The organism is Gemmatimonadota bacterium, assembly GCA_022560615.1.
Classification (GTDB): Bacteria; Gemmatimonadota; Gemmatimonadetes; order Longimicrobiales; family Gaopeijiaceae; genus UBA1138.
This window is the reverse complement of sequence record JADFSR010000015.1, coordinates 80021-92825: the sequence shown is the minus strand read 5'-3', so window position 1 is coordinate 92825 and position 12805 is coordinate 80021. Positions and strand designations below refer to the sequence as shown.

Below are 12805 nucleotides of genomic sequence, written 5' to 3'. Positions count from 1 at the left end.
CTCTTGGCCTACCGGCATGCACCCGAAGAGAGTCCGAAAGCGCTCTGAGGCGATCCTTGTTTCTACAGGGCCAATTTGGCGGGTGAGGAGCTGCTGTAACGGGTTCTGCTCGCGCTCTGCTGACCTACGCCGCATCTTGCCCGCATGAATGACCAACCGTCTGATCTCTCGACCCGCCTGAACGCGGCCCTCGAAGGCCGCTACCGCATCGAGCGTGAGCTTGGTGAGGGCGGCATGGCCACCGTCTACCTGGCCGACGACATCAAGCACGAGCGTAAAGTCGCGCTGAAGGTGCTGAAGCCCGAACTCGCAGCAGTCGTCGGTGCCGAGCGGTTCCTGGCCGAGATCAAGACGACGGCGAACCTCCAGCATCCGCAGGTCCTGCCGGGGTAGGATGTACCGCCAAAAGGCCTGCACGGAGTCACAGTAGATGTGCTGCGGGCGGTGGCGAAGAGGAGCCCCGACTTCGCGGTCGCTCCGTCACACGTCGACGTTCATCACCAATCCGTATACTTGAACCCGAGATCAGGCATGCCACGCTGACCCTCCTCACCAGGGTCTCCACAGCGGCGAGGTCTGCTGGCCATCTCCAACCTTGGAACGTGAAAAATGAAACGCATAGCAACACTCTCGCTTTCCCTTCTGCTTCTTCCCGCGTGCTCTCAGGACACGTCGGGAAACGGGTGGAAGGTCGAACCAGATCCCGCGATCGTGAGCTTTAGTCGGCAGGATGCTGAGTCCGTAGACCAGGAGCTCGTCGCGCCACCCTTCCTGCCGATTCACGACCAGGTGGCCAGCGGACCGCCCCGAATCGTGAACATCCGTCTCGAGATCGCTGAACGAGAGGTCGAGATCGCGCCCGACGTGTTCGTCTGGCAGATGGCGTTCAACAACAGCGTGCCCGGTCCTGTTCCGGTTGTCTTCCAATGGGATTGGGTCAACCTGACACTCGTAAACGGCACCACGGACACCATTCGGTTCGGTGAGACCGGGGCCGGCAATCGACGCGCCCATAACATCGACTTTCACGCATCAACGGGCGCACTCGGCGGCGGAGCCCTGACCATGGTCGATCCCGGGCAAGAAGTGGGACTGCTTTGGCGGGCGGAAAAGGCCGGGTTCTTCGTGTACCACTGTGCCCCGGGCGGGGAAAGGGTTCCGTACCATGTGGTATCCGGTGGGAACGGCGCTATCCTCGTGCTTCCACGTGAAGGGCTGCGCGACGGCTACGGGAATCCCGTCCGCTATGACCGGGCGTTCTACTTCGGTGAGCAGGACTTCTACGTCCCCATGAACGACGACGGGACGTCCAAGCGCTTCGACAATTTCGCGCTTCAGATGGCTCCGATGCTCGAAGTGATGCGAGGCCTCGTACCGACCCATATCGCTTTCAACGGCACCTACGGAGCGCTGACCGAGGATATTAGGCTGGAAGCCGAAGTGGGCGAGACGATTCTCATGCTACACTCACAGGCCAACAATCCGTCCTTCCCGCACTTGATCGGGGGCCACGGAGACTGGGTCTGGCCGAGTGGCAAGTTCAACAACCGACCCGATGAGGGGCTCGAGTCCTGGGGTGTCGTAGCGGGAGGTACGGCCGCCGCCGTGTACACGTTTAGACAGGAGGGCGTGTACGCCTACCTGAACCACAACCTCATCAAGGCCTTCTTATTCGATGCGAAGGCGCTGATTCACGTGACGGGTGGCTGGGACGACCAGCTCATGACGACTACGTTCGAAGCCCGACCCATGAGCGGCAACTAGACGGCCCTCGCCCCCCACCGGCCTGATCGACGGGGACTGGGAGCGAGAGACTGATGCGGCTGTCTGACCTCGCCGAAGAGTGGCTGACAAGGGCTGAAATCTTTCGGGAGCACGCCGAAGATCCCATCGCTATCACCTACGAGCGTTGCGCGCATGGCCTAGAGGCCAAGAGGAGGCCTAGAGGAGGCCCTGGCCGCCGAGAACGACGAGGTCCTCACCCTCCAGCGGGCCGCCGCCGAGAGCGGCTACTCAGCGGATCACCTCGGCAGACTCGTGCGTGAGGGAAAGATTCCGAATGCCGGGCGGCCTAACAAATAAGGATTGTTTCCACACTCTCACGCGCGTAGCTGGCAAGGCGATGGACCTGAGAGTGTGGAAACGATTCAGTTGGACTGAGCCGCTTCGGGGGGGTGGGGTTGAGCGGGCCGAAGGGGAACGAGAGGCCTATGGGTATTTGAAGCGACTCGCGAAGAAGTTCACCGCCATTGTGTTGGCTCTCACCGTCCTGGCGCTTGTCCAACCAAGGGCGGCAGAGGCGGGACTTCCCAAGGTCACGATTGTCCACAAGGGCAAGACTATCACCGTCGGGATGGCAGCGTTGTTAGCACACTTGGCGCACGGGGACACGTTCGTAGGGGAATGTCCGCCGAACTGCGGCGGCTAAGGGTCGAGCCAGCGGTCGTGAGGCCCCGAGCGTCCCAGCGGCGTTCGGGGCTTTTGGCTCATGTGGGCTTCGCAGGCGTGAGCGCGCTGTTCGCGCTGGGGCTGCCGCTGGTTCTGCTGTAGCGAGCGCGGCAGAGACGAGTCTACTGGCCCTTTTCAGCAGTACCGCATACCCTGTAATCGCCTCCCCCAGGCGCGGAACGAGCGTGATCTTCCGACGTTCGTCTGCGGAGACGCACGCACTTGCTGCGAAGAGGGGAGGATTAGGTCATGCGGTTCCCGTTCGTGAACGCTGTCTGTTCAGTGGCGTGCCTCATCGGCGGTGTGCCGACCCAGGTAGTAGCGCAGGACGTATCGCCGGTCGTCGTTGGTGAGCGAGTACGAGCCCACACCCTCGAAGGTGCCACACACGATGGCTTCGTGCGCACGCTGGACGAGACCGAGTTGGGGCTCCAGATCGGCCAGGACGGGGGCGAACTGCTTCTTCTCCCGCTCACGTCGCTGGAATGGCTCGAAGTACAGCGTGGCCAGAAAAGTGCTGTTTCGAAGGGCGTTTGCATCATCGGAGCCTTGGTCGGTGGTGGTCTGGGAGCGGTAACCGCCGTGCAACTCTGCGCTTCGTCAAACTGCACCATCGTTGATGTGGCGCCCTTGGTCGTCGCAGTCGGAGTGGTGGCCCTAGGATTTTCCGTCATCGGTGCCCTCGTCGGGGCTCCGTTCAAGACTGACAGATGGGAAGAGGTGCCGATGTCGCCACGACCGGACGTGCGACTGAGGCCGAGCGGGCGACTTGAATGGTCCGTATCGTTCCCGGTTGGGCGCTAAGCACCGAGGGTGTCTCGATGAAGGGAGACTGAAGGGATTCTACTCGCGCTCTGCTGACCTGCGCCGCATCTTGAGCGCATGAGCGAAGCCATCACGCGCCTGAACGCAGCCCTAGAAGGCCGCTACCGCATCGGGTCCGAACTCGGTGAGGGCGGCATGGCCACCGTCTACCTCGCCGAGGACATCAAGCACGAGCGCCAGGTCGCGCTGAAGGTGCTGAAGCCCGAACTCGCAGCCGTAGTCGGAGCCGAGCGCTTCCTGGCCGAGATCAAGACGACCGCGAACCTGCAGCATCCGCACATCCTGCGAGCGACCAACGGAAGTTTGGCACCAGTCTGGTTTGCCGAGCGTCCAGGGCTCGTGGCGGGCGGCGCACATCTCTGACCCTACATCCGTGTCATCTACCAGGAGGCACGAGGACGGCGGGCCGCTCACATGCTGGCAGGGACGCTGCTTGGAAAGCGGTCACGTCGGCTCATCGTCTCCAGTCGTCGGCGGCACATCGTCCTTTGCTGGAGGCTCCCCCATGACCCGCTCGCGCCCAATTTGCATACGCGCCTCTAGGCACTACCGTGTACGGAGCAAAAGATCCCTGGTGCGCTGGGTTTACAATCGGTAATTACGCGTAGGGAGGCTAAAGGATGAGACCGATCCATCGTCACTGCCTTGGACGAATAACGCGAATGCAGGTCTGCCGCCTCTTGACCTTTCTACTCGTCAGCCTTGCCGGCTGCGATCGGACAGGGTCGCCGACCGATACTGATGGCCCGCAACCTCCCACTGCGACGGCCGTATCAATCTCACCGACGACGCTGAGTTTCTCGTCGGTCGGAGAGACGCGGCAGCTCACTGCAACGGTGAGGGATCAGAACGGACACACGATGGGGGGAGCCACGGTTTCCTGGGCCTCTGCGAACACTCAGGTTGCCACGGTTTCGTCCTCGGGGCTGGTGACGGCAGTGGGCGATGGCTCTGCGACGATAACCGCCAGCTCGGGGTCAGCTAAAGCCTCGACAGCTGTGACCGTTCTACAAGTGGCGGTTAGCATCGAACTGTCTGATACAGCACTCCGCTTCTGGGAACTCGGCGATACGGCTCAAATCACGGCCACGGCCAGAGACCAGAACGGTAACGCGTTGACCGACGACGGCATGATGTGGGCTACGTCGGATTCCACCATCGCGAAGGTCTCCGATGGCGTCGTAACCGCGATATCGCCGGGCACGGCGACCATCATAGCGTCCGCCGGCCAGGTATCGGCGGGTTCATTTGTGAGTGTCGACATCTTTACCATTCGCGGCGTACAAGTGGCTAGCCTTGGGGGGATAGATGCGGCGGTGGTCGCCTACCTGAGAGACAACCAGATCCCTGGGGCCACACTGGCTGTGGCTCGGGACGGACGTCTCGTCCTAGCGCGCGGATACGGAATGGCGGACATAGCTGCTGGCGAGGCGATGGAGCCCGACCACTTGCTCCGCTACGGCAGCGTATCCAAGCCCATCGTAGGCATCGCCGCGATGAAGCTAATTGAGGCCGGCGCCATGTCGCGCAACGATCTCCCCTTCGTGGCGCTGTCATACCTGCCCGTCCTGTCGGGCGAGATCGAGGACCCACGCATCGAGACGATCACCCTCGGCAATTTGCTCGACCACGCGGGTGGCTGGGATAGCAGCCGTGAGGTCGACGATGCGGTCTGGAGCGGCGTGTGGCGGGACGGCCTGAGCGACCCCGCTCAACTGTTCCGCTATGGACGCGGGGTCCGGTTGGACCACGATCCCGGCATGACCTACGCCTACCAAAACTACTCGGCCCAGGCCGTGGCCCAATACATTTCGCACGTCACCGGGGTCGACTACGAAACCTGGGTCCGAACCAACATCTTCGCGCCGGTCGGTGTGACTCGCGCGAAGTACGGGAGCGGGGACCCTGCGGAGCAGGAACCGCAGGAGCCGGTGTACTACGATGAGAACGCGGCCCCGGAGGGGTACCAGCCATTGGGGCTAATCTATTGGGGGGCCTCGGGCAGCTGGATCGGATCGGCGATCGACCTGATTCGGCTCATGAACGGGGTCGAGGGCCTGAACGGCTCGACGAGGCTTCTCCAGCCGAACACTGTCGATCTCATGGTCGAGCGGAACGCAGCCACGTTTCCGGGAGCCGGCTTCTACTACACGAACTTCTGGGGCATATCGCCAGAGGCCGATGGGTTGACCTGGAATCACTCGGGATTGCCCAATGGCGGCTACGCCGTCCTCACACGGCAGGCGGATGGCACCACCTGGACACTACTTCTCAATCGGAGACCTCCCGGTGCCTGGCCTAACCTCCAGCCAGCAATAGACGCGATCACCAGTTGGCCGGATCACGACCTGTTGTCAGCCTATCGGTAGATGGTGCGACCGCCTGTCCCGCTTCATTGGACCAGTCGCTCCACCCATCGGCGTTCGGCCGTGTGTCCGCCCGCTCGACCATGGCCAATGTGCTGCGACGTCACCAGAGTTTTCCTGCAACAACAGGGCATCCGCAAACAGCATGGAAGTGTCCGCTCCGACTTTGAAGGCTCAGGTCCCTTGGCTTCGCGTCTTCGTGGAAGGCGTGGTGATCGTATCGGCTTGATCCTGCTGGCGAGATAGGCGTCCCTCCAACCTCGATTTCAAAAAACGGGAAAAATCGCCAGGGCAGACTATATACGTACTGTGAACCGACCCCGTGAAAAAAAGCTAGGGGCCCTGAATACCTGACCCCAGGCGTGCCCCGAACGTCCTGAGTGCCCGTAGAAACCCCGAAAGTCGCTTGGAGTACCACCGCCGTACCCCCAAGGCCTACGTAGCGCGTGTGTGAGCGCTCAGGGGCCTGCCGCAACTATGCGTCGGCGTGGGGCTGGCTACCGAACACACCCCAGGTCGGGCCGACGAAGAGTCTGACGATCCGGACCACTTGGTCGGACCAGCGGATCAGCACATCAACCCCAGTGGTCGCGCCGATATGTGAGAGGCTCTTGGCTACGTCGCCTTTCGAGCCTCCCCACCGCTGGCTGAGTGCATCCAATGTGGAGTGGATGGTGCCCCCGATCGAGGTGTGGAACAGGAGGATGACGTCCTCGACGTAGTCCACATCGCTGCAAGGCTGGTCTGGGGTCTTGTCGACCGAGGGGTCTGAGTCGAGCCGGGAGATGTCGTCCACCGTGATCTCTACCCATTCGGTCGAACGTCCGTGCATAATCACTCAGGAATCGGCCGTTTTGGGGTGGCCAAGGTAACATAATAGCTCTTACACGAAGCTCTTCTGTCGGCCCTGAAGCCCCGAATCCCTTGGGCTTCCAAGGTATTGGCGGTCATCAATGCACCGGATGGAGCTTTATGCGCTGCTCTCATGCGCTGGGGCCGTGCATATCCATGCGGAGTCTGAAGGCCAAAAAGGTTGCAAGAGCTTGCATTTTGCCTCACGCGCGTGGGGGGTAGTGACGGGGGGTGAAACCTTACCGAACGGTGGCGCGAGCTTAAGCACGCAACATCTTGCGCTCTTTGGAGGTCCACGCCGCCGCTTCACTCATCGACGTCCATGATCACGATCGTGATCTTCGAGTCCCGCTCACTGCGAGCTCCCCAATGCTCGGGGTCCTGGGCGCCTAGCATCGCTCGCAGGAAGCTCGGGTCCTGCTTGATCTTCCGGCCAGCCAGATTGCCATGCTTGTCGTAGATGCGCTCTTCAAAGCCGCGCAGGGCTCGGTACTCGGCGAGCCCATTCCAGCGCTCTACGATCTCCTCTCTGATGTCAGCCAGGATCGCCGCGAAGTGCGCGTCTCTGCGCTTCCACTTCCGGGGTGTCGACGGGTCGATCCCTACGGCTGCGCACGCGACAATACTGTTCCCGGTCGCGATCAGCGCTCTGAGGTAGACCGGGGCTACGGGTGATACCGTGACCGAGTCGAGCAACTCCTCTTCCTCTGGCGTTATCACTCTCGGCGTCGGCTCCCAGTCCGCCAGGGTTCTGGCTGTCTCGGGTTGTTGGGTGCCCTCCGGTAGGGTCGAGTTACCGTCGACCACCGCGAGCTCGTGCTCTTTCATTTACCTGACTCCTCTCTGTCGAAGTTCATTCGCATGACTGCGACCCCTGCGGGGAGTAAGTGGGTTCCAGCGGCGGTCACGGCTGAGTGTGTAAGTAAGTGTGTAAGTTCGCGTCCCCGGAGATATGGTTTCGGCGATCTGACAGTACCGGAAGTTCGTGAACGGCAGGCCCGGTAGAGCCGTGCCGCCGTAGGAAAGTCCTTCAGCGACACGGCTTTTCTCGCCTCACGCTACCGAACGCCTGGCTAGTTAGAAGGCCGATGCTCTATCCAGCTGAGCTACAGGCGCTCGTGCGGCCTCGTCAACCGCGCCGGAAAGTTACCGACGGTGGCGGAAGCGCTCAACGCGCCGTGCGGCCGTTCTCCTCCAACATCATGAATTGCTCTTGGCTCGTGAGGCCGTCACCTGACAGGCGTTCCCACACCCCATCCGGGCGCAGAATCCATGCGCGCGGATCCGCGAGCTGAGCGTCCAGCAGGGACCGCAGCACCTTACGAGCCTCTGGGTCATCGACCGGCGTCACGACCTCCAACCTCCTCCGGAGATTGCGCGCCCTCCAGTCCGCCGAGCCGATGTAATACTCGCTCTGGCCGGCGTTCTCGAAGTACACGATCCGGGAGTGCTCGAGGAAGCGCCCCAGAATGCTCCGCACATGGATTCCCTCCGAGAGGCCTGGCACCCCCGGCCTGAGCGTGCAAATCGAACGGATGATCAGGTCGATCTTCACGCCTTCCTCGGCGGCCCGGTACAACAGCTTCACGACCTTGCGGTCCGCCAAGCCGTTGAGCTTCGCCTGGATGCGGGCGGGGCGCCCGGCGCGCGCGTGCTCGATCTCCCTCTTTATCATGCGCTCGATGCCCTGAACCAATGAGCTAGGCGCGACGAGAAGTCGGCGGAAATCCTTCTGCGGGGGCCCTGCCCCACCGGTGAGCTCGTTGAAGAAATCGCTCAAGTCGGCGCCCAAGTCCGGATCCGCAGACATGAGTCCCAGATCGGTATAGAAGCGAGCGGTCGTGGCGTTGTAGTTCCCGGTACCGATATGCACGTACCGCTTCACACCGTCCGCTTCCTGCCGGACCACGAGGGCGGTCTTCGCGTGCGTCTTGTAGCCGACCACACCATAGACGACGTGTGCACCCGCCTCGGTGAGCCGATGGGTCCACTCGATATTGCTCTCCTCGTCGAAGCGCGCCTTGAGCTCCACGAAGACGGACACGTCTTTGCCCGCGTCGAGCGCACGCAGCAATGCCTCCATCACCGGCGAGTCCCGCCCTGTGCGGTACAGCGTGAGTTTGATCGACACCACGTCGGGGTCGTCCGCCGCCTCGCTCAGGAAGCGACCGACGGTGTTGTCGAACGCCTCGAACGGGTGGTGGACCAGCATGTCGCGCTCCGCGAGCACGTCGAATATCGAGACGTCGTCCGCCAGCGGGTGCGTCGGCTCGTACGGCGGGAACCGGCCCCCAGGCACATCCAAGTCCGTGAACTCAGCAAAGCCCCTGAGGTCGATGGGCCCGTCCACCTCGTAGACGTCGACGCGCTTGAGCGGAGCCGAGTCACTGCCCCGCTCCGCGCGAAGCTCACGCAGCAGGTGGGCGCGCACTTCGCGGGGCATCGAAGCCTGCACTTCGATCCGGATGACCGGCTTGAAGCGCCGGTCCTCGACCTCATCGGCGACCGCAGCCAGCAGCGAGCCCGACGAGTCCTCGTCGATCTCGACGTCGCTCATGCGGCTGACCCGGAACGCATGCACGCCCTGCACTTCGAAGGACGGGAAGAGCCTGGCAACGTGCGCCATGATCAGCTCACCAGTGCCCACGAGATCCTTCGTGCCCGGGATCGTGACGAAGCGCGGCAGCGAGTCCGGAATCGGCACATAGCCGAATTCAGTCTCCGACTCGCCCTCCTTCCGCAGCACCGTAGCGAGCGAGAGACCTAGGCTCGGCAGTCGCGGGAAAGATCGACCAGGGCCGGCCGACATCGCGAGCGGCGTCAGCAACGGGAAGAGATCGGCCGAGAACTTGGTCGAGAGCGCGTCGCGCTGATCTGCCCGGAGCTCATCCCAGCGCCTGAGGCGGATCCCCCGCTCCGCAAGCTCCGGGAGCAGCATCTGGGTGAGGCACTCGTACTGACGCGCCATGAGCGCGCGGACCCGGATCGCGACGAGATCGAGCAGTTGTCGAGCCGAGAGTGCCTCGCCCTTTCCCGTAGGACCGAGATCGGCCTCCTCCTTCAAGCGAGCGACCCGAACCACGAAAAACTCGTCGAGGTTGCTCGAGAAGATCGACAGGAAGAAGAAGCGCTCTAGCAGCGGGACCGAATCGTCCTCGGCGAGCTCGAGCACCCGCTGGTTGAAATCAAGGATACTGAGCTCGAGGTCGAGGAAGTCATCGTCTCCGGAGCCGGCTTCGAGGCTCGGGTCCCTCTCCGCCAGAGGTAGTTGGATCGGTTCTTCCGCGCGTGCCTGCGAGTCACGCAGAAGCCGTAACCCGATCTCGGAGCGGACGAGCAGAAGCAGCGCAGCCACAAGCCCCGGATCGCGGAGCTGCGGACCTCCGACCCGCTCCATCAACTCGTCGAGTGGGACCCAGATGAAAGCGCGCGGCTCTTCGCTCATCGGCGGGCGTACGTGCAGCCAGACCTCGAGGTCGGCGCCGCCCTTTCGCGGCGGCGCGAAGCCGATCAGGTCCAGCTCGACACCTCCGCTGTCGAGCGCCAACAGCTCCTGCAAGAACTCGCGAGCGAGCTCCTCGCCCGCACCGTGGGTGTCGGGGAGCGTGAGACCCTTCTTGCCGTCCAGCAGCGCGACCTTGCCGTCCTGGAGGATGAGCAGCGCGACGCGCACCTCGTGAGGTATCTCGACCCGCGCTTCGGTCGTGCCCGTGAGCGCGACGCGCATGCGTTCCAAGCTGTCATGCCCGTCCATCTCGATTTTGTGCTCGGTACGCAGCCGCTGGCCCAGCGCCTCGAGGCTCCTACGCCCCGGCATGACTTCCGTGAGCGTGATCTCATAGAACGCTCGGGTGACGCCGGGCGCGTGCGCCACTACGTGATCGAACGAGACTCGGTGCTGTGGCCGGCCCCACCACCTGGCTCTCAGATCACGCGTTTCCCGGTCGATGTCGATCGCGAGCTGCGGTCTGAGCGCTGCGGGGTCCACGACCTCGCGCACTCGTGTCGCCACCTCGGAAGCGCCGCAGATCGTGGAGTACAGCCCGCCGCCTACTGCCGGGGTCTCGAGCACGGTCTCTTCGACCACACCCTGAAGGTTCAGGTCGTCCTGGATGGTGAGCTCGACGACTTGCCGGCCCTGGGCTTCCATGCGGAGACGCAACGTCATGCCCCGTTCGCGAAGCAAGCCGCCGGGCGTGTCGAAGTACGTCTTGCGCAGGAGCAGGAACGTCGACTTCCCGGCAAACATCCCCCCCAGGCGCCTCGATGCCGCGAGCTGTTCGAGCAGAGCGATGTCCTGCACGGGCAGGTTGAGTCGTCGGCTCATCGCGATTCGAGCCCTTCGATCCTGTGGTACGCTGTCAGGCGGGCGGCCCGCCCATTCTTCTCGTCCGCCAGGTAGAGGGTGCCATCGGGTCCAAACGCGACACCCTCGGTCTGGGGGTGCCGCCGGCGAGAGAGTCGGAGCGCGGAGATGACCCGGCCTTCCATGGAGATCTCCAGAATTGCTTCTTCCCGGGCGGCGACCAGAACCAGCGTGCCCGTGTTCGGGTCGAGCGCAATGCCGGATGGGTGAAAGTCGGCGTCGATTCCGTGGAAGGCCAAAGCGGCACGCTCGACTAGAATCGGCGGGGGTCGCGGCGTGTCGGGAGAGATCGGCAGGCGGTGGATGACGATGGCATCCAAGTCCAGTGTCGTCGACTTGCACGGGATGAGCAGCTCATCCCAAGCGGGGTGGTACTCGAGGCCCTCGACCTCGCAGCTTTGGCCGAGCCCGGTGTCGGTGACCCGGTACGCCTTATCTTCGCGGTCCTCGCCCTCGCGAGACTCGTAGAGCAAGCCTCCGCTCGAGATCAGGAAGAACCGCTCGCCCACGATCGCGATGCCCTCGAAGTCGTCGCGCGCGGTGCGCTCGCCGAACATGAAGCGTTTGCCGACCTCACCGGTCTTTGGATCGATTTCGTGGATCCACGCGCGTTCGTCGCCGTGCGCGAAGAGGCGCCCGTCAGGGGTGAACGCGAGCCCCGAGACCTCGTCCAGCCGGCCCGGCAGATCGCGACGCATTGAACGGCTGGAGAAGTCGTACCGCTCGACGAGCGTCCGGTACTCCTGGACCTCGGCCAGTCCTGTGAGCCCGACCGCCCCGAGCAAGGACAGGAACGCGCGTAGCGTCACGTGAACTTCTTGAGACCCCTGAGTGAGCGCAGCTCCGCCGCGGTGATGACACCGTCGGGCGCATTGTTGAGTCGGTCGATCACAGCGCCTTCGACCCCCGACCCGTCCACTTTGGCCAGATACTCGAGCAGAACGCCGCGTCCCTTCACCGGGTTCACCTCGATGAGCTTGAAGCGATCCGCGAGCTCTTCGAGGAGTTGATCGACGTAGCGCTGCGCCTGCTCCGCGCCGGGGCCGTACGCCATGATCAAGACGTTGCAGCGCTTCTCTTTCTTCTTCTCTCGCTCCGCGTTGAGATGGCGCTCGATCCGCACCGCGTGGTCGGCGATCTCGGCTAGGTCCGCGGGGGCCGCTGCGTCCAGAATCGCGGGATCACCAACCCGGAGCGCGCTCGCCGCCGAAGCGGGACCCGCGAGCACATCGCCCAAATCCAACGGACCCGAGCGTGCGTTCTGATCCGCATAGATGTTGCCGAACTGCGTCTTCCAGAGCACGATGATGACCACATTGAAGAGGACGGAGAGCACCAGAGCGATCCCGAGCGCCTGCACACCGGACGATACACCCACGCCGATCGCGAGGAAGACGTAGACCGCATCCTTCGTGTCCTCGAGTGTGGTCCGGAAGCGGACCGCCGCGACGATGCCCGCGAGCGAGAAGGCGAGCGCGAGGTTCGCCTGAACGATCATGACGATGCCGGTCACTGCCACGGGCAGGATGAGCAGCGTGTGCACCACCGACTCGGAATACCCGCGCTGGCGCCGGGTGACCATGTAGACCCACGTCACGGGAATCATGATGGCCAACGCGCCTACCATCGAGATCCCCGCGGTGATCGCGCGGGCCCATGTCGAGACCGCCACGGGGTCCCCGACCGCAGGCACATCAGGATTGAATAGATTGACGTTGGCGAGCTCCGCGAGCTTCGCGCCGGAGATCGCGTCGCGGAAGTCCGGGAAGCGGATCAACAAGGCGGTCGTCACGCCCATGGCGATGTAGTACAGAAGGACTCGCCCGAGGCCGCGATTGGAGGTGGACGGTGCGCGTGGCTGGCTCATCGACAACTCCGAGTGGTGTGTAAGGGAGCGTGAAGCGCCCTCTGACGATGCATGATGCGCGGTCCTCGGGGTCCGCAGCAA

10 protein-coding genes are annotated in these 12805 nt (G+C 63.3%); 4 read left to right on the top strand and 6 right to left on the bottom strand.

Annotated features, from left to right (window positions below; all coding sequences use genetic code 11):
- Window positions 1-144: 144 nt before the first annotated feature.
- Together IIB36_10540 and nirK are read left to right on the top strand one after the other, a co-directional pair.
- Window positions 145-393, top strand: coding sequence for a hypothetical protein (locus IIB36_10540; GenBank protein MCH7532176.1), 249 nt, complete (start codon window positions 145-147; stop codon window positions 391-393).
- Between the two features lie 216 nt (window positions 394-609).
- A complete protein-coding gene (nirK, locus tag IIB36_10535; protein ID MCH7532175.1) occupies window positions 610-1764 on the top strand; it encodes a nitrite reductase, copper-containing in 1155 nt (384 codons plus the stop codon).
- A gap of 963 nt (window positions 1765-2727) precedes the next feature.
- Here the strand turns inward: nirK and IIB36_10530 are convergent.
- Complete coding sequence (locus tag IIB36_10530; GenBank protein ID MCH7532174.1) at window positions 2728-3036, bottom strand: hypothetical protein; 309 nt, start codon at window positions 3034-3036, stop codon at window positions 2728-2730.
- Window positions 3037-3330: 294 nt separating this feature from the next.
- Between IIB36_10530 and IIB36_10525 the strand changes: the two genes are divergently transcribed.
- Both IIB36_10525 and IIB36_10520 read left to right on the top strand, forming a co-directional pair.
- Window positions 3331-3636, top strand: a complete 306-nt coding sequence (locus IIB36_10525; protein ID MCH7532173.1) for a protein kinase — start codon at window positions 3331-3333, stop codon at window positions 3634-3636.
- A 317-nt stretch (window positions 3637-3953) separates the two neighbouring features.
- The gene (locus IIB36_10520; GenBank protein MCH7532172.1) at window positions 3954-5642 is read left to right on the top strand and encodes a serine hydrolase; all 1689 of its coding nucleotides are present in this window, start codon (window positions 3954-3956) and stop codon (window positions 5640-5642) included.
- Between the two features lie 472 nt (window positions 5643-6114).
- Here IIB36_10520 and IIB36_10515 read toward each other — a convergent pair whose 3' ends face one another.
- The 5 genes from IIB36_10515 to IIB36_10495 all read right to left on the bottom strand — a co-directional run bounded on the left by IIB36_10515 (window position 6115) and on the right by IIB36_10495 (window position 12724).
- Complete coding sequence (locus IIB36_10515; protein ID MCH7532171.1) at window positions 6115-6471, bottom strand: hypothetical protein; 357 nt, start codon at window positions 6469-6471, stop codon at window positions 6115-6117.
- Between the two features lie 326 nt (window positions 6472-6797).
- A complete protein-coding gene (locus tag IIB36_10510; GenBank protein MCH7532170.1) occupies window positions 6798-7319 on the bottom strand; it encodes a hypothetical protein in 522 nt (173 codons plus the stop codon).
- 340 nt (window positions 7320-7659) lie between these two features.
- Window positions 7660-10818, bottom strand: coding sequence for a polyphosphate kinase 1 (gene ppk1, locus IIB36_10505; protein MCH7532169.1), 3159 nt, complete (start codon window positions 10816-10818; stop codon window positions 7660-7662).
- A complete protein-coding gene (locus IIB36_10500) occupies window positions 10815-11666 on the bottom strand; it encodes an SdiA-regulated domain-containing protein (protein MCH7532168.1) in 852 nt (283 codons plus the stop codon). Before IIB36_10500 ends, ppk1 begins: the two co-directional genes overlap by 4 nt.
- A complete protein-coding gene (locus IIB36_10495; GenBank protein ID MCH7532167.1) occupies window positions 11663-12724 on the bottom strand; it encodes a DUF4956 domain-containing protein in 1062 nt (353 codons plus the stop codon). Before IIB36_10495 ends, IIB36_10500 begins: the two co-directional genes overlap by 4 nt.
- Window positions 12725-12805: the final 81 nt, after the last annotated feature.